The sequence below is a fragment of the Halorubrum halodurans genome (genome assembly GCF_002252985.1).
GTDB classification, from domain to species: domain Archaea; phylum Halobacteriota; class Halobacteria; order Halobacteriales; family Haloferacaceae; genus Halorubrum; species Halorubrum halodurans.
Map to the genome: position 1 here is coordinate 83,849 of NZ_NHPJ01000092.1, position 20,706 is coordinate 104,554.

The 20,706-nt window shown below is 71.4% G+C and carries 23 protein-coding genes; 11 read left to right on the forward strand and 12 right to left on the reverse strand.

Features of this window, described 5'->3' with window-relative positions:
• Nucleotide 1 precedes the first annotated feature (1 nt).
• Both DJ70_RS09690 and DJ70_RS09695 read right to left on the reverse strand, forming a co-directional pair.
• Nucleotides 2-604 (reverse strand): winged helix-turn-helix transcriptional regulator, encoded by a 603-nt coding sequence (locus DJ70_RS09690; protein WP_094532377.1) that lies wholly within the window; start codon nt 602-604, stop codon nt 2-4.
• 66 nt (nt 605-670) lie between these two features.
• Nucleotides 671-1,807: an SPFH domain-containing protein gene (locus DJ70_RS09695; protein WP_094532379.1), complete on the reverse strand. Its 1,137-nt coding sequence runs from the start codon at nt 1,805-1,807 to the stop codon at nt 671-673.
• 137 nt (nt 1,808-1,944) lie between these two features.
• On the opposite strand from DJ70_RS09695, the gene DJ70_RS09700 reads away from it, so the two are divergent.
• A complete protein-coding gene (locus DJ70_RS09700; RefSeq protein ID WP_094532381.1) occupies nt 1,945-2,688 on the forward strand; it encodes a protein sorting system archaetidylserine synthase in 744 nt (247 codons plus the stop codon).
• Between the two features lie 59 nt (nt 2,689-2,747).
• Here DJ70_RS09700 and psmB read toward each other — a convergent pair whose 3' ends face one another.
• Together psmB and DJ70_RS17405 are read right to left on the reverse strand one after the other, a co-directional pair.
• Nucleotides 2,748-3,479, reverse strand: coding sequence for an archaeal proteasome endopeptidase complex subunit beta (gene psmB / locus DJ70_RS09705; RefSeq protein ID WP_094532383.1), 732 nt, complete (start codon nt 3,477-3,479; stop codon nt 2,748-2,750).
• 189 nt (nt 3,480-3,668) lie between these two features.
• Nucleotides 3,669-3,842, reverse strand: a complete 174-nt coding sequence (locus DJ70_RS17405; protein WP_179234027.1) for a hypothetical protein — start codon at nt 3,840-3,842, stop codon at nt 3,669-3,671.
• Between the two features lie 276 nt (nt 3,843-4,118).
• Here DJ70_RS17405 and DJ70_RS09710 point away from each other — a divergent pair, with 276 nt between their 5' ends.
• A complete protein-coding gene (locus DJ70_RS09710; RefSeq protein ID WP_094532385.1) occupies nt 4,119-4,811 on the forward strand; it encodes a uracil-DNA glycosylase family protein in 693 nt (230 codons plus the stop codon).
• A 308-nt stretch (nt 4,812-5,119) separates the two neighbouring features.
• On the opposite strand, the gene DJ70_RS09715 is transcribed toward DJ70_RS09710, so the two are convergent.
• The 4 genes from DJ70_RS09715 to DJ70_RS09730 form a co-directional block, all read right to left on the reverse strand.
• Nucleotides 5,120-6,340 carry an asparagine synthase C-terminal domain-containing protein gene (locus tag DJ70_RS09715; protein WP_094532475.1) on the reverse strand — a complete coding sequence of 407 codons (1,221 nt, stop codon included), beginning with the start codon at nt 6,338-6,340 and terminating at the stop codon, nt 5,120-5,122.
• Nucleotides 6,341-6,377: 37 nt separating this feature from the next.
• On the reverse strand, nt 6,378-7,061 hold the full coding sequence (locus DJ70_RS09720; RefSeq protein WP_094532387.1) for a PHP domain-containing protein: 684 nt from the start codon (nt 7,059-7,061) through the stop codon (nt 6,378-6,380).
• A 77-nt stretch (nt 7,062-7,138) separates the two neighbouring features.
• On the reverse strand, nt 7,139-7,405 hold the full coding sequence (locus DJ70_RS09725) for a DUF7513 family protein (protein ID WP_094532389.1): 267 nt from the start codon (nt 7,403-7,405) through the stop codon (nt 7,139-7,141).
• Nucleotides 7,402-8,940, reverse strand: coding sequence for a Na+/H+ antiporter NhaC family protein (locus DJ70_RS09730; RefSeq protein WP_094532391.1), 1,539 nt, complete (start codon nt 8,938-8,940; stop codon nt 7,402-7,404). The genes DJ70_RS09725 and DJ70_RS09730 overlap by 4 nt, the downstream gene beginning before the upstream one ends.
• 320 nt (nt 8,941-9,260) lie before the next feature.
• Between DJ70_RS09730 and DJ70_RS09735 the strand changes: the two genes are divergently transcribed.
• The 6 genes from DJ70_RS09735 (at nt 9,261) to DJ70_RS09760 (ending at nt 13,492) form a co-directional block, all read left to right on the forward strand.
• On the forward strand, nt 9,261-9,728 hold the full coding sequence (locus tag DJ70_RS09735; RefSeq protein WP_094532393.1) for a 30S ribosomal protein S15: 468 nt from the start codon (nt 9,261-9,263) through the stop codon (nt 9,726-9,728).
• A 22-nt stretch (nt 9,729-9,750) separates the two neighbouring features.
• Nucleotides 9,751-10,911 (forward strand): exonuclease RecJ, encoded by a 1,161-nt coding sequence (locus DJ70_RS09740; protein WP_094532395.1) that lies wholly within the window; start codon nt 9,751-9,753, stop codon nt 10,909-10,911.
• The gene (locus DJ70_RS09745) at nt 10,908-11,330 is read left to right on the forward strand and encodes a KEOPS complex subunit Pcc1 (RefSeq protein WP_094532398.1); all 423 of its coding nucleotides are present in this window, start codon (nt 10,908-10,910) and stop codon (nt 11,328-11,330) included. The genes DJ70_RS09740 and DJ70_RS09745 overlap by 4 nt, the downstream gene beginning before the upstream one ends.
• Entirely contained in the window at nt 11,327-11,968 is a 642-nt protein-coding gene (locus tag DJ70_RS09750; RefSeq protein ID WP_094532401.1) for a 30S ribosomal protein S3ae, read from the forward strand. Before DJ70_RS09745 ends, DJ70_RS09750 begins: the two co-directional genes overlap by 4 nt.
• A 109-nt stretch (nt 11,969-12,077) precedes the next feature.
• A complete protein-coding gene (locus tag DJ70_RS09755) occupies nt 12,078-12,356 on the forward strand; it encodes a DNA-directed RNA polymerase subunit L (protein WP_094532404.1) in 279 nt (92 codons plus the stop codon).
• Between the two features lie 107 nt (nt 12,357-12,463).
• Entirely contained in the window at nt 12,464-13,492 is a 1,029-nt protein-coding gene (locus DJ70_RS09760; RefSeq protein ID WP_094532478.1) for a glycosyltransferase family 4 protein, read from the forward strand.
• A 32-nt stretch (nt 13,493-13,524) separates the two neighbouring features.
• Here the strand turns inward: DJ70_RS09760 and DJ70_RS09765 are convergent, their stop codons facing one another.
• The gene (locus DJ70_RS09765; protein WP_094532407.1) at nt 13,525-13,869 is read right to left on the reverse strand and encodes a DUF7510 family protein; all 345 of its coding nucleotides are present in this window, start codon (nt 13,867-13,869) and stop codon (nt 13,525-13,527) included.
• A gap of 114 nt (nt 13,870-13,983) precedes the next feature.
• On the opposite strand from DJ70_RS09765, the gene DJ70_RS09770 reads away from it, so the two are divergent.
• The 3 genes from DJ70_RS09770 to DJ70_RS09780 are packed head-to-tail and all read left to right on the forward strand — an operon-like array spanning nt 13,984 to nt 17,668.
• Entirely contained in the window at nt 13,984-15,258 is a 1,275-nt protein-coding gene (locus DJ70_RS09770) for a Single-stranded DNA binding protein (RefSeq protein WP_094532410.1), read from the forward strand.
• Nucleotides 15,255-16,868: a hypothetical protein gene (locus DJ70_RS09775; RefSeq protein ID WP_094532412.1), complete on the forward strand. Its 1,614-nt coding sequence runs from the start codon at nt 15,255-15,257 to the stop codon at nt 16,866-16,868. Before DJ70_RS09770 ends, DJ70_RS09775 begins: the two co-directional genes overlap by 4 nt.
• The gene (locus tag DJ70_RS09780) at nt 16,868-17,668 is read left to right on the forward strand and encodes a metallophosphoesterase (protein WP_094532415.1); all 801 of its coding nucleotides are present in this window, start codon (nt 16,868-16,870) and stop codon (nt 17,666-17,668) included. The genes DJ70_RS09775 and DJ70_RS09780 overlap by 1 nt, the downstream gene beginning before the upstream one ends.
• A gap of 27 nt (nt 17,669-17,695) precedes the next feature.
• Here DJ70_RS09780 and DJ70_RS09785 read toward each other — a convergent pair whose 3' ends face one another.
• From DJ70_RS09785 to DJ70_RS09795, 3 genes are read right to left on the reverse strand one after another with little or no spacing between them, the layout of a single operon-like run.
• Nucleotides 17,696-18,790: a glycosyltransferase gene (locus DJ70_RS09785; RefSeq protein ID WP_094532418.1), complete on the reverse strand. Its 1,095-nt coding sequence runs from the start codon at nt 18,788-18,790 to the stop codon at nt 17,696-17,698.
• Nucleotides 18,791-19,777, reverse strand: a complete 987-nt coding sequence (locus DJ70_RS09790) for a glycosyltransferase family 4 protein (RefSeq protein WP_094532421.1) — start codon at nt 19,775-19,777, stop codon at nt 18,791-18,793.
• A gap of 10 nt (nt 19,778-19,787) precedes the next feature.
• Nucleotides 19,788-20,657 (reverse strand): hypothetical protein, encoded by an 870-nt coding sequence (locus DJ70_RS09795; protein ID WP_094532424.1) that lies wholly within the window; start codon nt 20,655-20,657, stop codon nt 19,788-19,790.
• Nucleotides 20,658-20,706: the final 49 nt, after the last annotated feature.

The following is a 20,706-nucleotide window of genomic DNA, read 5'->3' on the forward strand; positions in this document are numbered from 1 at the left end:
ACTACGGGTCGTACCTGACGAGCGTGGCCGCCTCGTCGGCGAGCGCGACCGCGTCGGCGTCGAAGGAGTCCGCGTACCGCACGACGAGCGTCAGGAGCCGCTCCGGCTCGGTCAGTTCGTAGCCGTCGGTGCGGTCGAGGAGGCCGGCGGCGGCCAGATCGCCCGCCGCGGCGCTTATCGTCGGCCGAGAGACGCCGAGCGCGTCGGCGAGGTCCGCGCCGGTCGCCGCGGGGTCTGACAACAGCGTGAGGATCATTCCCCGCGGCGTCTTCCGGCGGAGGTAGCCGAGCGCGCACTTGTCGAGGTCGTCGAACCGCCCGGCCGGGAAGTACCGCCGGTAGTCGGCGTCCTTCGCCGACTCGATCTCGCCGTCCGCCTCGAGCTTCCGGAGGTGATGCTGGGCCTCGCCCGTCCCGAGCCGGAGGTCGTCGCGGAGCTTCGAGAAGTGCGCGCCCGGCGTGGCGGGAACGTAGCCGCGGATCGCCTCCCGCGTCTCGTTGGTGTCGTCCGCGGCGCTCGCGGTTCCGACGAACGGGGCCGCCGCTCCGACGGCGGCGAACCGCCGCAGCGTCCGACGTTTCCGCTCGTCGACCTCTTCCGTCACGCTCCGTGGTACGCGATCGCCCGGCAAAAGCGCTTCGCTCGGGTCCGAAACGGCCGAATCGCCGCCTCAGCTCTCCTCCGCCGGCTCGACCTCGCCCTCGGGGACCTCCTCGTCCATCTCCTGGATGACCTCGTCGGCCGACTTGATGTTCGAGCCCGCGTCGCCGGACTTGACCGCCTCCGCCTCCTTCTCGAGCTCCTCGACGTCCATCTGGGCCGCCTCGTCGATCTGCCCGAGGATCTCGTCGATGTCGTCGAGCCCGAGCATCTTCCGGGTGTCCTCGTCGAACTCCAGCCCCTCGAGGCCCTCCATCTCCTGGACGTCGGAGCCGGAGAGCGCCTTGCCGTAGCGGCCGACGAGGCTCGTGAGCTCCTGTGGAAGCACGAACGTCGTCGACTCGCCCTTCCCGATCTCCTCTAACGTCTCCATGCCGCGCTCGATGATCGCGCGCTCGCCCATCGACTCCGCCGAGCGGGCGCGAAGCACCGTCGAGATCGAGTCCCCCTGTGCCTCGAGGATCTGGCTCTGTTTCTCCCCCTGTGCGCGGATGATGTTCGACTGCTTGTCACCCTCGGCCTGCTCGACCGCCGACCGCCGTTCCCCCTGCGCCTCGAGGATCATCGCCCGGCGACGGCGCTCCGCGGAGGTCTGTTGCTCCATCGCCTGCTGGACGTCCTTCGAGGGGTTGACCTCGCGGACCTCGACGCTCTCGACGCGGATCCCCCACTCGTCGGTCGGCTCGTCCAGCTCGCGGCGGATCTTGGCGTTGATCTCCTGGCGTTTGTTCAGGGTGTCGTCGAGCTCCATGTCGCCGAGGACGGCCCGGAGCGTCGTCTGGGCCAGGTTCGAGACGGCGTTCTTGTAGTCGTCGACCTCGAGGAACGCCTTCTTCGCGTCCATCACCTTGATGTAGACGACCGCGTCCGCCGTCACCGGCGAGTTGTCACGCGTGATCGCCTCCTGGCGCGGCACGTCCAGCGTCTGCGTCCGCATGTCGAACGCGTACGTCCGCGAGACGAACGGCGGGATGAAGTTGATACCCGGCTCGAGCAGCTTCCGGAACTCGCCGAACACCGTCAACGCCTCCTTGTCGTAGGCGTCGACGATCTCGACGGACTGCCAGAGCGTGACGACCACCAACATGAGAAACAGGAGGCCGACGCTCACCAGTCCGAACCCGGTTTGGAGGGGAAGTGAGTCCATACCGTGGGTTAGGCCATCGGACGCTTAATAGTTCGCCCGCGGCCCGGTCCGGGCCGTCCGGCCCGGAGGACGCGGAACGGGCCCGCGCCGCCGACCGGATAACAAACCCTAAAAGCGGGGTCGTCGACCGATCCGGTATGTCTCTGCGGGTCGGTCGGCTGGGTCTCGCCGACGCGGTCACCGTGGCCAACGCCGCGGTCGGCTTCCTCGCGGTGGTCGCCGCCACCGTCGACGCCGCGCTCGCGGCCCGACTGATCCTCCTGGCCGCCATCGCCGACGGACTCGACGGGGTGGTCGCCAGACACCAGGGGTCGACGCCGGCGGGGCCGTTCCTCGACTCGCTCGCCGACGTGGCCTCCTTCGGCGTCGCGCCCGCGGCCCTCGTCGCCGCCGTCGTCCTCGGCGACGACCCGGCCGCCGCGGGACCGCTCCTCGTCGCCGGCGGCCTCGGGGCCGCGGCGCTCTTCGTCGCGATGGCGGTCGCGCGGCTCGGACTGTACACGGCCTACGACAGCGGGAGCCGCGAGACCGTCGGCGTCCCGACGACGCTCGCGGCGACCGTCCTCGCCGCCGCGGTGCTGGCGGGCTACACCGCGGCCGTCCCGCTCGTCGTCGCGACCGCGGCCTTCGCGGTGCTCATGGGGTCGACGGTGACGTACCCCGACCTCCACGCCCAGGACGCGCTCGTGATGGGGTTCGTCCAGGCGGCGGTGGTGGTGACGCCGGTCGCACACGCGGTCACGGCCGCGCTCCCGCCGTGGATCGGCGAGGGGTTCGCCTTCGCGCTGCTGTTCCTCTCCGGCGGCTACCTGCTCCTGGGGCCGCGCTTCTACTGGGGCGACGGCATCCGGCCGCCGGAGGAGGACGTCGACCGGGCCTGAAGCTGCCGTGGAGGCGGACTCCGGCGGCGGAGAACGGGAGAAGAGAACGGGACGGGGTCTTACAGCAGGTCGTCGAAGTCCTTGTGGCGGGTGATCTCGACGCCCTCGTCGGTGACGACGGCGACGTTGATCCCGTTGCCCGAGGCGAGGTCGCGCTCGACCGCGGACTGGATCGCCTTCGCGGCGATGCCCTTCGCCTCCTCGACGGTGACGTCGTCGTGGTACTCCTGTTCGAGGACGCCGAGCGCGTACTGCGAGCCGGAGCCGGTGACGGTGTACTCCTCCTCGGTGGTGCCGCCGAGCGCGTCGATGGAGTAGATGTGGGCTCCCTCGTCGTCGACGCCGCCCAGGATCGGCTGGACGATGAAGAACGCGCCCGTGCGGAGAAGGTTGCCGGTGAGCGTCGAGAGCGCCTCCATCGACATGTCCTTGCCGCGACGGGCCTCGTAGAGGTTGGTCTCCGCCTTGAGCGTCGAGATGAGGTTCTGGGCGGCGGAGACGGAGCCGGCGATGGTGAGCGCGCCGCGCGGGTGGACCTCCTCAACCTTCTGGACGTCCTTCGAGGAGACCATGCCGCCGAGGGAGGCGCGCATGTCCGTCGCCATCACGACGCCGTCGGCGGTGCGGATGCCGACCGTCGTCGTGCCGGTCTTCATCTCGCCCTCGCCGTCGGCCTGTGCGGCGCGGCGCTCGCTGTGTTCGAACTCGCCGAGCTCCGGGCCGAAGACCGGCTGGTCGCGGCCGAGTTCGAGGGACGCCCCGTCGGAGAGATCGTCGGTCGGTGTTCGCATTACCGCCCCGTTGGCCCCTCGCGCTGATAAAGGCAACCCTTCGGGGACCCGCCGCCGCTTCCGACGACCATATCCCGGACGGGAGCCGCCCGGACCAGGCCGGCAGCCGGCGGCGTCGATCCGGATGCCCGGAGCGGCGGCTCGCCGGGAGTCGAGTCGGACGAAACGACGGAAAACGATGCGCTCGGATTACTCCTCGACGTCCTCGATGGCCTCGGTGGTGGTCTCGACGAGCCGGTGAACCGGGATGTTGATGCCGAGCTGCTTGCGGGCGAAGACGGCCACGGGGAACGCGGAGATCCCGATGGCGACGGTCGCCTGGTGGAGCCCGAAGAGGGCCGCCGTGCGGATGCGGTCGAACATGGGTCTTCGATGGTCCGGAGTCGAGGGGCGTATATATACTTTGTGACCGGGGCGTCGAGTCGATCCCGCCGCGGTCTAGCGATTCGGTTGAACGTTTCGGATCCGTTGAACGTCCGCCGCCGAATCGCGATCGAGGCGTATCACAAGCCCGTCGAACCCCGCTCGTTTCCATAACTTATGAGAATCCCTCGCCACGCATGCGCCTACCTGTGGGACGCTCGGCGGCGCGGCCCGGTATCGAACGGGCTATTACGGGTCGCGTTCCTACCGAATTCCGTGAAGAACGTCACCGACCGCACGCGCAACCCGTTCGGAATGCGGCCGGACTGTCCAGCGTTCGTTCCGGGGTACGGCGACGCCAACGCCGACTTCCACGTGATCGGGGACCACCCCGGCGTCCACGGCGGTCTCGACGAGCGGATCCCCTTCACCGGCGAGCCGTGGTCGCCGGCGTTCCTCGGCGCGCTGGCCGACGCCGGCCTCCTCGCGGGGGGCGGCACGGAGGCCGGCCGGGCCGAAACGGCGGACGCCAGTCCGTCCGAAGCCGCGGAGGACCACGCCGGCCGGCCGTCGACGGACCGAACGTACCTCTCGTACCTCCACATGTGTCTACCCGACGGGGAGCCGACCGCGGCCTCCTACGACGACATGGAGCGGTACTTCGACGCGGAGCTCCGGGCGATCGCCGCCCACGTCCTCCTCCCGGTGGGCGCGAAGGCCACCGACCACGTCCTCCGGCAGTACACCGCCCGCGCGTGGAAGACCGAGGTCGACATGGACGCGCTCCACGGCGAGGAGCTGCTCGGGTCGGGCTGGCTCGTCCTCCCGATCAAGGACCCCGCGGCGTGGGACGACGGCGACGCCGACGAGCTGGTCGGGGCGCTCCGGCAGCTCCGCTCGACCGACTTCCGGCGGGAGTCCGACCTCGGTCGCTTCATCGCCGGCAGCGACCCGTACCTCGTCAGGTGAACCGGGGACGACGCGGACGGGCGCCGTGCGGCGAACGCGTGCCACGCCACCGAAGCGTCGAATTCCGCTCCGGATGGGGGACCGGGATCTGACGTTCGTCCCGAAATTCTCGAGTTCTCCTCGAAGATCGTTGTGTTTCGTCCACGACAGGTGGTTATATTTGTCGCTACTGCGCCGATTTTATACGATACCCGGCTTCGGTTCCGATGGCGCCCGGATCGATCGGGCGTCGGCCGCAGGACTGGTACTCCGACGCGCGGCTTGGTCAGGGCCGGCCCGCGCGGGCCGGTCCCTTCCACGGGAGGAACTCAGCCGGCGTGCTCCTCGAGCAGCGCGTCGACGTACCGCCCGACGTGGTCCTCCATCCGCCGCTTGAACCCGTTTTGCCGCGCGAGTCGATCGATCTCCCGCGAGACGTACGTCCCGTACTGGACCGCCTTCTTGTCGGCCGTGGACGCCGACTCGGGCACGCGCCCGGCCGCGGCGCGCCGGAGCGCCACCTTCCGCTCGTCGGCGGTCGCGAGCAGCTCGCCCGGCAGCCGGAGCGCGGCGTCGACGACGCGGTCGTCGAGCAGCGGCGCCACGGGCTCGACACCGGCGGCCCGCAGCGCCGACACGTCCCGTTCGAGCTGGGCGGGCAACGTCCGAACCGTCTCAGTGCGCGCGCCGCGGACGGTGTCGGCGTCGACCCGGTCGTCGGCCGCGGGGTCGACGACCTTGCTGTAGCCGCCGAACAGCTCGTCCGCCCCCTGGCCGACCGCCACCCGGTCGACCCCGTCCGCCGCGGCCGCCTCCGCGGTCAGGTACAGCGGGACGGCGATGTTCAGGTCCATGGGGTTCCGGCGGCCGGTCGCGGCGGCCACCGCGGGGATCGCCCGCCGGAGGTCGTCGTGCGAGAGCGCCACCACCCGCAGGTCCAGGTCCATCCCGGCCGCGGCCTCGCGTGCGGCCGCGACGTCGTGGCAGCCCTCGAACCCCGCGACGTAACAGGGCGCGTCCGGGACCGCGCTCGCGACGAGCGCCGAGTCGACGCCGCCGGAGAACGCCACGGCGAGCCGGCCGGTCGAGGGATCGTCCGTCTCGGCGGCGAAGTCGGCGAGGGCCGTCCCTATCGCGTCGTCGACGGCGGTCCGTGCGGGTTCCGGCTCGGAGGGGGCGGGCGTCGGGAGCGGCCAGCGGCGGTCGCTGCCCGAGGCCGAGACGATCGATCCGGCGGGAACCGGCTCCGGGCTCCGGAGGTCGTTCCGGTCGAAGCTCCACGACGCCGGACGGGTCGGGTCGGCCGCGTCGGCCTCGACGAACAGCGGCTGGCGCCCGAGGACGTCGCGGACGAGGACGGGGCCGCCGTCGGGGGTCCCGTCCGGCTCGTCGACCGCCGCGGGCGGATCCGCCAGCAACCCGGCGAACCCCCGAGTGCCCGGAAGCGGGTCGCGGTCGCGGACCGCGGCGGCGACGAGGCTCGCGGACGCGCCGCGGAGACGACTCGCGTCGGATCGGTCGGGGACCGCGTCGGATCGGTCGTCGGTCATCGGGACCACCCCGGCGCGACGCGAGACGTCCGGACGGTCACCGGAGGTCCCCGATCGTTCGGAGCGCCCGACGCTTCGCCCCGCCGGCGAACTGGCGGAGCGAGACGCGCCACGGCGTGCGTTTCCCGACGACGCTTGTCCGGCCGTCGGCGACCGCCTCGAGGATCGCCTCGGCCGAGCGCTCGTCCGCGCCGACCTCGGTGACGGCCTGACCCACCATCTCGGAGATGTGCGCGTCGCTGCCGGCGGTCATCGGGAGGTTCCGCCGGACGGCGAACGTCTCGGCCTGCCGGTTCGCGCGCCCGGTGAAGAGGCGGGAGTTGTACACCTCGATCGCGTCGGCGCTCGCGAGCTGCTCGTCGGAGACGTGCGCGGCGACGCCGTGGCGGGTCTTCTGGAAGGGGTGCGGGACGACCGCGATCCCGCCGGCCTCGCGGATCCGGTCGAGCGTCTCGTCGAACGGGAGCCCGCTCGGGACGAGCTCGTCGATCCCGAACGCGAGCACGTGGCCCGCGGCGGAGGTCACCTCCATGCCGACGATCCCGACGAGCCCGTAGTCGGCCGCCTTCTCGGCCGCCTCGATGCTCGCGTCGATCTCGTCGTGGTCCGTGACGGCGAGCGCGTCGAGTCCGACCGCGGCGGCCTGCTCCAGGAGGAGGTCGACCGGGTCACGCCCGTCGTGGGACAGCGCCGAGTGGGAGTGCAGCTCGACGGATAACACGCCCGATCCTTCGGGAGTCGGCTTAAAAAGCGCCCCGGTCCGGGTGCGGCGGCGGACGGGCGGCTCCCGAGGGTGGCTCAGAAGGCGCTCTCGCCGACCGTCCGCCGGTACGTTCCGGTGCCGCGGTGGGTCGACGCGTCCCACGTCTCGACCGCGACCAGCACGCGGGCGTCCACCGCGTCGTCCGGCGCGCCCTCGATCCGGAGCGTGGAGTCGCCGACGCGCGCGACCGCCTCCCCGCCCTCGCGACCGGTGACCATCACCTCGAGGACCTCGCCCGGCTCGAAGTCGGGGGTCGAACTCCTGAACGACCACCCGGCGAGGAGCTTCTCGAGCGCGCTCATGCGCGCGACACCTCCTCGGAGGGCCGGTCGGGGACGTACTCCCGCCCGAACCCGGTGACCGCCGCCGCCAGGAAGACGATCACGAGGAACCAGCCGTGGAAGACGTACGGCACGACCTCGATCGGGTTGACGACCATCTCCGGGCCGTACTTCGTGCCGAGCCCGTTCGGGCCGACCATCACCTGGTATCCGACGAGGACGCCGCCGGCCCACGGGAAGATGTAGCCGAGCGCCGACGTGTTGGCGTCCAGAACGTTCGCCCGACGGTAGCCGTTGATGTTGAACTTCTCGCCGATCCGTGCGACGTACGGCGCGATCGCGATCTCCGCGGCCGTGTTGATCGTGATCATCCCGTTGATCGCGGCGGTGCCGAGCACCATCGTCACCTCGGCGCGGCGGACGGTGGTCGCGACGGCGTTCAGGAGGAACTCCAGGATCGCGTCGAACCCGCCGCCGCGGATCATGATCTGTGCCATCGACACGATGAGCAGGGTCAACACGATGAGCGGGAAGAAGCCGATCGCGCCGGCGTAGAGGCTGCCCCCGACGCCCGTCGCGTCACCCACCGCGACGAACGGCAGCGCGGTGAACGGTCCCGGCTCGGTCACGGTGAACACGAGGATCTCGCGCACCGACGAGAGCCCCAACGCGAGGTTGAACCCGACCGCGACGACGAGCCCCCACGAGATCGCCTCGACGATGTGGCGTCCCGCGACCGCGGTGACGATCACCACGCCCATCGAGACCAGGTGGGCCAGCCCCGCCGGCGTCGCCGTGTCGCGGAGCGCGGCGACCCCCTCGAGGCTCGCCCCCGACAGCAGCGACCCCATGACGAGGTAGGCGACGAAGGCGGGCACCGCGGCGACGATCGCGTACTTGAACCGCGAGGCGACGACGCCGCCGATGTCGGCGTTCTGCGTCACCGCGCTCACGATCGTCGTGTCGCTGACCGGCGCGAGGTTGTCGCCGAAGACGGCTCCCGAGAGGATCGCCGCGAAGAGCAGCGTCGGGTCCGCGCCGATGAGAACCCCCGCCGGGAAGAACAGCGTGACGAACGCGACCGTCGCGCCGTATCCCGTCCCGATCCCGGTCGCGAGCAGTCCACAGAGGACGAACGCGGCCGCCGGGAACGTCGCCGCGCCGACGTTCAGCGCGTCGGCGGCGAAGATGAGCCCCTCGACGAAGCCGCCGACCTGGAGCGTCTGGGCGAACATGCCGGCCCACAGCCACGCGACGATCGCCGTCGCGGCGACGCGCTGGGTCATCCCCTCGAAGATCGTGTCCGCGTACGCCTTCCAGTCGCCGCGGACGAGGAACATCCCGAGGATCGTCCCGATCAGCGCCCCGATCACCAGCCCGTTCGTGTCGCCGATGCCGAGGACGCCGCTCTGGAAGACGGCCCAGACGATGAAGAAGGCGAGCGGCACCGCGCTCGCCCGCTTCCCGCCGTAGAAACTGATCCGCGGTTCGGAGTCCGAACCGCCGCCGGCCCCCATCGATACGGACGGATCCGCGCCGTCTGGTCGGTCTGTCATGAGATCATCGCGCCTATCGACCGATTTCACAGGCGGAATTTAAGCGCTACCTTCCGTCGGCGACGCGCTCGCGGGCACCGGTTCCGGGACGGCTCGGCGCGAACTCGACAAGAACACGTTTAAGCGTCCCGACGGCGACGGTTCCCGTGGGAACAGCACAGCTTCGGATCCGACGCGCCGGGGCCTCTTCGCCCACGGCTTGGGAACGTAGCGGTGCACCGTCGCTCCGGTGACGCGGCAGCGACCCGTCTCGGGTCCGAGAGCCGCGTCCCGCGGGGCACGGTCACGTACACGCGGTTGTGCCGTTCCAATCTCAGACAATGGCACGAATGCACACGCGCCGTCGCGGTTCGTCCGGTTCGGACAAGCCGGCGACGGACGAGAATCCGGAGTGGAGCGACGTCGACGCCGAGGACATCGAGTCCCGCGTCGTCGAACTGGCGGAACAGGGCCACGACCCCAGCGTCATCGGCATCAAGCTGCGTGACGAGGGCGTCAAGGGCGTCCCGGTGCCCGACGTCAAGCTCGCGACCGGCAAGAAGGTCACCGAGATCCTCGAGGAGCACGACGCCGAGCCCGACCTCCCCGAGGACCTGCGGAACCTGCTCGCCCGCGCGGTCCGCCTGCGTGAGCACATGGCCGAGAACGGACAGGACTACCAGAACAAGCGCGCGCTCCAGAACACGGAGTCGAAGATCCGCCGGCTGGCGGACTACTACCGCGGCGACGAACTCGCCGAGGACTTCACCTACACCTACGAGAACGCCGCCGAACTCCTCGAGGAGTAGTCGACCCGACGACCCACCACCCGTGACCGAGACCACCGCCGACTCCGCGCCCGCCCCCGACGCGCTCGCCAGCGTCCTCGCCGACGCGCCGTTCGTCCGGCTCGTCGCGACCGACGACGGCGACGCGCTCGCGGCCGCCGGGACGCTCGCCCGCGCGCTCCGGGAGCGCGCGGTGCCGTTTCAGGTCCGGATCGCCCGCGATCCGGTTCCCGAGGCGGCGAGCGACGACGTGGCGGTGGTCCTCGGCGTCGAGCGGGGTCCACACGCGATCCCCGGCGCGGGACGGCCCGCGAGCACGGCCGCCTTCGCGGTCGCCGGCGAACTGGGCGTCGAGCCCGACCCGCTGACCGCGCTGGCCGGCGCCGTCGCCGCGGGATCCGTCCCCGGCACCGACGGGTCGGGCGAGGCGCTCGCGGCCGCGGAGCGCGCCGGAGCCGTCTCCAGACGCCCCGGCGTGGCGGTGCCGACCGTGGACGTGGCGGACGGGATCGCGGCCTCGACGCTGCTCCGGACCCCGTACTCCGGGGACGTCGAGGCGACGCGGGCCGCCGTCGCGGCGCTCGACCTCCCGACCGAACTCGACGAGGACGCCCACCGACGGTTGGCCTCGCTCGTCGCCGTCGACGTCGCCGCCGCCGAGGGCGCGAGCGCGCGGAGCACCTCGGCCGTGGAACGCGCGCTCCGACCGTACGCGATCGCCGCGGACGCCGCGCCGTTCGAGACGGTCGGGGGCTACGCCGACGTCCTCGAGGCCCTCGCGCGCGAGGAGCCGGGTACGGGCGTCGCGCTGGCGCTCGCGACCGATCCGGGGGACGACCTCCGGACCGCCGCCGTCGACGCCTGGCGCTCCCACGGAACCGCCGCCCACCGCGCCGTCGACGCCGCGACGACCGGCCGGTACGACGGCTGCCTCGTCGCCCGCGTCGACGCGTCGGCGAGCGTGCTCCCGACGGTCGCCCGGATCCTCCGGGACTTCCGGTCGCCGGAGCCGGTCGCGATCGCCCTCGACGAGTCGTCGGGGACGATCGCGGCGGCCGCGACCGGGGACCGCGGGATCGGCGACGCCTGCCGGTCGGCCGCCCGCGAGGCGGGCGGCGACGGGTGGGGGGACGGCGCCCGCGGCGGGATCGCCGTCGACGGGGACCCGACGGACGCGCTGGCCGCGCTCCGGGGGGCGCTATGAGCGACGACGGCCGCGCGGACGGACCGCCGGTCGCGAGCGACGAGGAGGACCCGGCGGTCGAGGCGGACGGGCCCCGGACCGCGACGGTCCGGACGACCCACGGCGACGCCGGCCTCGTCGCGGACGCGCTCGCGCCCGACGACACCGACTCGATGGCGGTCAGCGTCGACGGCGACGCGATCGACTGCCGGATCGAGCGCCCGACGACGGGGGGGCTGCGGTCGACCGTCGACGACTACGTGGTGAACCTGCGGATCGCGGAACGGATCGCCGAACGGGCGCGCGAACACCGAGCCGCCGACGGGGCGGTCGGCACCGAGACGACCGCCGACGGGACGGCCGCCGCCGAGGGGGCCGTCGACGCGGCGGAGACACGAGACACCGACGCGGACACACGACACACCGACACCAACACATGAGCGAACGATCAGTTTCCAAGAGCAGAGAACAGAAACGCTGGTACGACGTACAGGCACCCGAACAGTTCGACCGCGCGGAGCTCGGCGAGACGCTCGCCGACGAGCCCGACCAGGTGGTCGGCCGCACGATCACGACCACGCTCGGCGAGCTCACCGGCGACTCCAGCGCGAACAACACGAAGCTCACGTTCAAGATCACGGACGTGGGCAGCGACACGGCCTACACCGAGTTCATCAAGTACGAGCTGACGCGCGATTACCTGCGCTCGCTCGTCCGTCGCGGCGCCTCGAAGGTCGAGGCGTCGATCACGGTCGTGACGACGGACGACTACCGGATCCGCGTCCAGCCGGTCGCGCTGACGACGAAGAAGGCCGACCGCTCCCAGGAGAAGGCGATCCGCCGCGTCATGATCGACAAGGTCCACGCCGCCGCCGAGGAGCGCACCTTCGAGGAGTTCGTCGACGCGATCGTCGACGGGAACCTCTCGTCGGCCGTCTACGCCGACGCGAAGACGATCTACCCGCTTCGCCGCGTCGAGGTCCAGAAGCTGACCCTCGAGGCGCGCCCCGCGGAGATCGCCGCCGAGGAGGAGGCCGCCGTCGACGTCGATGCCGGCGACGTCTCGGTCGACGAGTAGTTCCCGGATCCGACGCCGGTTTCGTTTCGGTCGCCGCACGCGACGGCCGCCGCGACCGACGATATCCGGGAGACGAAACGTTGAAACGCCGTTCGGGCGAATCGTGGGTATGGAACTGCGGGTCATCGAGAAGACCGACACGGAACTCCGCATCGAGATCGCCGGCGAGGACCACACGTTCATGAACGTGTTGAAGGGCGCGCTGCTGGAGGCCGACGAGGTCGCCGCCGCGACCTACGACATGAACCCCGAACAGTCCGGCGGCCAGACCGAGCCCGTCCTCACGGTGAAATCCGAGTCCGGCGACCCGCTCGACGCCGTCGAGGCGGCGGCGACGTCGATCACGGACCGGACGGCCGCGCTTCGCGACGCCGTGTCGGCCGCGTAGGCGGGGCCGGAGCCGACTCCCGTTTTTCGCCCGGCGATCCGCGACCGTGAGGGACCATAGCTAAGTGGCGACTCCCCGTTCGTAGGCGTATGCCGCCGAGCGTGCTCATGTTAGGTTGGGGGTATCCGCCGAACGTCACCGGCGGGTTGGACGTCCACGTCGGGGAGCTGTTCTCCGGGCTGCGCGACGAGTTCGACGTGGACGCGAAGCTGGTGTTGCCCGCCGAGTTGGCGCCCGACGACGAGCCGGGGCTGGAGGGCGTCGAGACCGGCGAGGGCGACGTGGCGACCCGCGTGGGGCGCCTCAGCGACCGCTTCGTCGAGCTCGCGCCCGACTACGACGTGATCCACACCCACGACTGGTTCGGCTACGGGCCGGGGCGAGAGGCGTCGCGGGCCTCCGACGCGACGTGGGTCTCCTCGTTCCACTCGCTGGCCAGCGACCGCAACATCGACCCGCCCACCCGCGAGGTCGAGACCGAGCGTCGGCTCGCGAACGCCGCGGACGTCAACATCGCCGTGAGCGAGATCGTCCGCGAGGACATCCGAGAGCTGTACGGCGCCGACTCGCGCGTCGTCTACAACGGCTTCTCGACGCCGACGTTCTCCGGCAAGGACGTCCGCGAGGACCTGGGGATCGACGGCGAGATGCTCTTCTTCGTCGGGCGACACACGGACCAGAAGGGGATCTCCCACCTGCTGTACGCGATGAAGAAGCTCCGCGGCCGCGACGTCACGCTCGTCGTCGGCGGCTCGGGCCACCAGACCGAGCAGCTGAAGCGGTTCGTGGAGCTCGTGGGGATAGGAGAGAAGGTCGAGTTCGTGGGCTACGTTCCCGAGGCGGAGCTGGGCGACTACTACGCCGCGAGCGACGCGTTCGTCTCCCCGTCCTTCTCCGAGCCGTTCGGGATCACGATCACCGAGGCGCTGGAGGCGGGCACCCAGGTCGTCTCGACGCGCTGTGGCGCGGCCGAGATCCTGCCGGAGGGGTGTCTGATCGAGGTGACGCCGGACTCGGAGTCGATCGTCGACGGGCTCGCCGCCGCGCTCGACCGGGAGTCGCCGCCGGCGTACGAGCGCCGCGACTGGTCGGCGGTCGCCGAGGACACGCTCGCGGTGTACGAGGACGTCGCGTAGGCGGTATCCCGACCGCCGACCGCTGACGCCGTCTACTCCGCCCGATACACGTCGAACTCGGTCACCGGCTCCGGGTGCCGGATCCGGAAGCCGTCCGCCGTCTCGATCACGCCGCGGGTGCTCTCGACGGCCCCGCGGTAGGGGGTCCCGTCGTCGTCCTCGCGGGCCCTCGCGTCCTGATACGGCGAGGTGTACGGGGAGCCGTACGACGACTCCGAGACCGGGTCGTCGAAGCTCTCCGGCGGGAGGTAGATCCGCTCGCCGCCGGCCGAGCGGACGACGACCGCGACGTCCCGCGTCCCGGTCACGTCGATGACGGTTCGTTCCGCCGTGACGCGCGTGTCGATCCCGACCTCGCTCGTCTCGATGTCGGCCATGTGCCCTCCTGTGGACGGGGACGGGTTAACTGTGCCGCCCGACCGCCCCGGTCGAAACGAGGGACTCACGCCCGTGGTGAACCCTTTTGTGCGGTCGCGCCGAACTCGCGGGCGATGGACGTCAACAGCCATGCCGAGGAGCTCGCCTCCGACCTCGGCGTCGACAAGGCGGAGGTCAAAGCGGACCTGGAGAACCTACTCGAGTACAGCGTCCCGATCGACGAGGCCAAACAGAGCGTCCGGCGGAAACACGGCGGCGGTGGCGGCGGGTCGAGCCCGACCCCCGAGTCCGTCGACCTCGCCGAGATCACGACCGACCACGGCAACGTCACGGTCACGGTCCGGGTGCTCACGCGGGGCACCCGCACGATCCGGTATCAGGGCGACGACCTCACGATCCGCGAGGGAGAACTCGCCGACGGAACGGGGACGATCGCCTACACCGCCTGGCAGGACTTCGGCTTCGAGCCGGGCGACTCGCTGACGATCGGCAACGCAGGCGTACGGGAGTGGGACGGCGAGCCCGAGCTCAACCTCAACGAGTCGACGACGGTCGCCATCGCCGACGAACCGGTCGAGGTCGATCGGGAGGTCGGCGGCGACCGCGACCTCGTCGAGATCGCGGCCGGTGACCGCGGCCGCAACGTGGCGGTCCGGGTCCTGGAGGTCGAGGAGAAGACGATCTCGGGCCGGGACGGCGAGACGGAGATCCGCGAGGGCGTCGTCGGCGACGCGACCGCGAGACTTCCCTTCACCGACTGGGACCCGCGTCCGGAGCTGGAGGCGGGCGCGAGCCTCCGGATCGAGGACGTGTACGCCCGCGAGTTCCGCGGCGTCCCCTCGATCAACCTCACCGAGTTCACGACGGTGACCCCCCTCCCCGACCCCGTCGAGGTCACCGAGAGCGCGCCGCGGCTGTCGGTCGCGGAGGCGGTCGCCTCCGGCGGCATGTTCGACGTCCAGGTCGTCGGGAACGTCCTCGAGGTGCGCGACGGCTCGGGGCTCATCGAGCGCTGTCCGGAGTGCGGCCGGGTGATACAGAACGGCCAGTGTCGGAGCCACGGCGAGGTCGACGGCGAGGACGACCTCCGCGTGAAGGCGATCCTCGACGACGGCACCGAGACCGTCACCGTCGTGCTCGACGACGAACTCACGGCGGCGGTGTACGGCGGCGGCCTCGAGGACGCGCTCGCGGCCGCGACCGAGGCGATGGACAAGGACGTGGTCGCGGAGTCGATCGCCGAGACGCTCGTGGGCGGGGCCTACCGCGTCCGCGGGAGCCTCTCCGTCGACGAGTACGGCGCGACGCTCGACGCGACCGCGTTCGAGACGGCCGACGACGACCCGGCCGACGCGGCCCGCGCGGCGCTCGCGGAGGTGCGCGCATGAGCGACGACGGACCGGGGACCCGCGAGGTCGCCCACCGGGTGTTCGCGGCGGAGTTCGACGACGCCTCGCTGTCGTACTCCGAGAGCGACGAGGAGCGGGCGCCGAACTACGTCGTGACGCCGACGGGCGCGCGGGTCAACCGGCTGTTCGTCGCGGGCGTGCTCACCGAGGTCGAGCGCGTCAACGACCAGACGAGCCGCGGCCGGGTGGTCGATCCCTCCGGCGCGTTCGTGACGTACGCCGGGCAGTACCAGCCGGACGAGCAGGCGTTCCTCGAGCGTGCGGAGACGCCCGCGTTCGTCGCGCTGACCGGGAAGGCCCGGACGTTCGAGCCGGAGGACTCCGACCGGGTGTTCACCTCCGTCCGTCCCGAGAGCCTCAGCGAGGTCGACGCCGGGGTCCGCGACCGGTGGGTCGTCTCCGCGGCCGAGGCGACGCTCGACCGGCTCGCGGTCCTCGAGCGGGCGCTCGCGTCCGACCTCCGGGGCGAGGAGCTCCGGAGCGCGCTCGAGGCCGGCGGCGCCGCCGCGTCGCTCGCGGCGGGGATCCCCAAGGCGCTCGCCCACTACGACACCTCGCCCGCGTACGTCGAGGCGGTCCGGCGGATGGCCGTCGACGCGCTCGAGATGATCGCGGGCGAGCGCGACGAGGTCCGCGGACCCGACGTCGCGCCCGACGCCGGCGGCGACGCGACGATCGGTTCCCTGCCGGACACCGACGTGCGGATCGAGGCGGCAACGGCCGGAGCGGACGCGGCGACGACGGCCGATCCGACCGGGTCGGAGGGGGCGACGGGATCGGCAGAATCGACGGCACCGATCGACGAACCGACGAAAACGACCGACGAGGCGGCGGATCCGACCGACGAACCGACGGAAGCGACTGATGAGTCGACCCTCGACGCTGCGGAGGAGTTCGCCTCGGAGGAGTCTCGATCGGGCGAGTCCGCCCCGACCGCGACGCTCGACGACGGACCGGAGGACGTCGACGCCGCGGACGGTCCCGACGGTCTCGGCGATTTCGACGGCTCCGGGGGTCTCGACGAGGCCGACGCCATCGATGACGCCGGCGACACGGACGCCCCCGCCGCTCCCGTCGGCTCCGCGGACGACGACGAACCCGGTCTCGACGACGTCGACGACGGCGGGACCGACGAGATGTACGAGCTCGACGACGAGGAGCGCGAGGAGATCGAATCCGAGTTCGGCACGGACTTCTCGACCGGCTCGGAGGTCGACGAGCCGGGAGAGGCCGACATCGACGTGCCCGGTCCCGAGGAGACGTCAGAGGACGTCGCGACCGGTGACGCGGCGGACGGAGCCGGAAGCGAAGCGTCCGCGGCCGAGCCGGCGAGCGTCGGCGACGCGACCGAGGACGTATCCGAGACCGACACGTCCGAGGCCGATCCCGCCGACGTCGACCTCGAGGCCGCGGCGGTCGCGGAGATGGAGGCGCTCGACGACGGCGACGGCGCGGACCGCGAGGCGGTCGTCGAGGCGGTCGCGTCCGAGTACGGCGTCGACCCCGACGACGTCGAGGACGCCGTCCAGGACGCGCTGATGGGCGGGAAGTGTTACGAGCCGGGCGACGGGTTGCTGAAGGCGATCTGATGGCCGCGGTCGAGCCGGTCGTCGGCGAGCCGGCCGCCGTCGCCGACCTCGGTGGGGAGCGCGCGCTGCTCGTCGCGGACGTCCACGCCGGCATCGAGGTCGGCCTCCGCTACGAGCGCGGGGTGGAACTCGAGAGCCGCGCCGACGAGCGGCGCGACCGGCTGTGCTCGCTGATCGACGAGACCGGCGTCGACCGGCTCGTCGTCCTCGGCGACCTCGCCCACCGCGTCGGCGCGCCCGAGGGCGACGAGCGCGAGGAGCTCGAGGCGCTCGTGGGGGCGGTCACCGATCGCGTGCCGCTGACGCTGGTCGAGGGGAACCACGACGCCGGCGTCGCGGCGGCGTTCGCCGGCGACGACGTCGGCGTGATCGATCCCCGCGGCGGCCTCCTGACGGACCGTGACGGGTCGAACCCGGCCGCGGCCGGCGTCGCCGTCCTCCACGGTCACACCCGGCCCGACCCGTCGCTCCGGTCCGCGGCGGTGGTCTGTATGGGCCACGAACACCCGCAGGTCAGACTCGAGGACGCCGTCGGCGGGTCGCGGACGGAGCGCGCGTGGCTTCGCGGCCCGCTGAGACCATCGGTCCTCGACGGCGAGGGGGGCACGGATGGCGACGGGGAGCCCGCCGGTTCAGGGCCCGAACTCGTCGTGTTCCCGGCGTTCAACGAGCGCTCCGGCGGCACGTGGATCAACGTCGAGGGCGGGTCGTTCCTCGCGCCGTTCCTCCCGGACGGGCTCGCAGCCGGCGACGCGTACCTCCTCGACGGGACGCGGCTCGGCGACTTCCGCCGGATCTGATCGGGGGTCGCGGCCGGCGTTACGGGGTCACTCGACGGGGTCCTCGGGGAGGGGCCACCCCTCCTCGACGGCCGCGGGGGAGTCGTCCGGCGTCCGCGCGTTGCGGTAGAGGTGTTCGAGGTTCTCCAGCGTGCGGTCGACGTCGAACCGCTCGACGGCCGCGCGCGTGTCGCGCTCCGTCGAGAGGCACGTCTCGATGGCCTCGACCATCGCCCGGAGGTCGCCGCGAGCGAACCGTTCGCCGTTCTCGGGGCCGATCGTTCGGTCGAACGGGGGGACGTCGGCGGCGGCGACGGGGGTGCCGCAGGCGTTCGCCTCGAGCGTCGAGAGTCCGAGCGTGTCGCCGGTGGAGGCCGTGACGAACGCGTCGACGGAGGAGTAGAAGGTCGGCAGGTCATCACGCGGCAGGAAGTCGCGGATCGTCACGTTCCCCGGCGCGTCGCGCTCGAGCGCCTCGCGGCGCGGGCCCTCGCCGACGACGACGAACCGGTGCTCCGGGAGCGCCTCGGCGGCACGGAGGATCTCCTCGACGTTCTTCTCCATGCTCAGCCGGCCGCTGTACCCGATCACGGTATCGTCGGGGTACCAGTCCGCCGCGGTCGGCTCGAAGAAGTCCATGTCGATGCCGACCGGCAGCGGGACGTGTTCGACGTCGCGGTCGATCCGTTCCGTCGAGGCGGTCACGACGTCGAACGTCCGGAGGAACGCGTTCTCGAGGGGGACGTACAGCCGCGAGAGCGCCGACGCGACCGCCTCGGACCCGACGCTCTGGTGGAAGTACTCCTCGAGCGGCGTGTGGTGGGTGTACACCGACGGGAGGTCGCGGTTCCGGGCGTAGTACCGGCCGAGCATTCCGACCGGCGCGGGGCCGTGACAGTGGACCACGTCGAGCTCCGGCAGCGCCGAGAGGCGGCGGTACGTCGGGATCCGGTAGCCCTCGTAGAACGGGTTCGGGAGCGACCGGACCGGGAACTCCCTGCGGCCGGGCTCGTAGTCGCCGTCCGGGTAGATCACGGACACCTCGTGGCCGCGCGCCTCGAGCTCCTCGCGCCAGAGGTCGATGGTGTAGGTGACGCCGTCGATTCCGGGGAAGTAGCTGTCGGTGAAGAAGCCGATCCGCACTCAGACCACCTCCTCGTACAGCGACCGATAGCGCCCCGCGACCGTCTCGAGCGCGAACTCCTCGCTCCGGTCGGCCGCGTTCGCGCCGAGCCGCTCGCGGAGGGCCGGATCCGCGAGCCGCTCTATCGCCTCGACGAAGGCGTCGACGCCGGCGTCCGCCGCGGTCTTCACACACTCCCGGCCGTCCTCGAGCCACTCGAAGGGCTCGATGTCGCGGACGACGACCGGCTTCCCGGCCGTCATCGCCTCGAGGAGGGCGATCCCCTCGTTCTCCTCGTGGGTCGGGAAACAGAACACGTCGCCGGCGGCGTAGGCTCCCCGGATATCGTCGACGTATCCGGTGAACGTACAGTTATCCGGGGATTCCTCGATCAGCGTCGTCGTCTCGCGCCCCTTCAGGGAGAGATCGAGCGGGCCGAACCACGCGAAGTCGACGTCGGGCAGCCGGCGGGCCGCCTCGACGAACGTCTCGAGACCCTTGCGTTTGATCACGTGGCCGACGAGGAAGACGACCGGCTCCTCGAGGTCGTACCGCTCCCGGTAGGTCGCCTCCAAGCCCTCGAAGCCCGCGAGCTTCTCGCGGTCGACGCCGTTAGAGATCACGGTCGTGGGGACGTCGACGTACGACTCGATCACCCCCCGGTTGTACTCGGAGGGGCAGACGAGCGCGTCGGCGAGCCCGTAGGCCCACTCGAGGTACGGTCGGAGGGGTCTCGCGAGCGCGTTCGTGAACCGGAAGCTGTCGCCGAAGTCCTCGGCGGTGACGTGGGTGTTCGCGACGACCGGCACGCCCCGGCGGGCCGCGCGTCGCGCGTACCACGCCGATCGGGGGCCGAGCAGGTTACAGTGGAACACGTCGGCCTCGAGCGTCGGCTCCGTCGTGTACTCGATCCCGAGCCGATCGAGCATCTTCCGCTGGTGGGCCACCGACTCGCGGATCCCGCCCGTGATCCGCGACTCGAACTCGAAGTAATGACAGACCTTCATCGTTCGGCCGTCACTCCACCTCGAGCCACGGCACCTCCATCAGCGGCGGGATGTGCGTCTCGATGTGGTGCTCCCAGACGCCCTCCTCGCCGAACGCCTCGCCGTGGTCGGCGGTGACGACGACCGTCCCGTCGAGCTCCTCGACCAGGTCGGCGACGGACTCCAAGGCGATCCGCAGGTTCTCCTCGTAGAGTCGGAGCGCGGTCACGCGCGTGCCGTCCGTCACGAGGTCGGCCGGATCGAGCTCCAGCCACAGCCCGGCCTTCTGGGCGAACTCGCTGTCGTCCAGCCGGCTCTCGATCTTCGGCCGGATGGAGTCGCTGAGCGAGGAGAGGAGGCCGTCGCTCCCGTCGTCGCCGTCCCCGTTGGCTTCCGCCTCCTCCTGACGTTTGATCCCCTTCTGGATCTGTTTGAGCTTCTGGCCCGTGCCGCGCGAGAGGTACGGCGCGTGCGGCTGCATGTAGTGGAGGACGGTGCGGTCGGCGGCCTCGACGGCTCCCTGGTTGTCGTAAAACGCCTCCGCGAGCCCCTCCGGCGGGACGGTGCCGAGGTCGTCGTCCCAGCCGGTCTTCCAGACGTCGTGGATGTCGCTGATGTGGTCGGAGGCGGTCCACTCGTAGTCACAGCTCGCGCCCCACTTGAGCTCGTTCAGCGGGATCCCCAGGTCGTTGATGAAGGGGTTCCCGGAGAAGTACGCGATGTCGTGGTCGCCGGTGAAGGTTCGGTAGGCCCACTCGGGCGTCGAGGAGCCGACGCTCCAGCGCTTCTCCAGGTCGCCCTCGAGGTAGTCGTCGTAGACGTCCCGGAACACGTCGTATCGGCAGGCGTCGAGCACCAGACAGTAGTCCCACTCCGATTCGAGGAAACGCTGGTCTTCCATCGGTTGCGGGTACGTTTCGGATCGACCGTTGTATTCTTATTGATCCGGG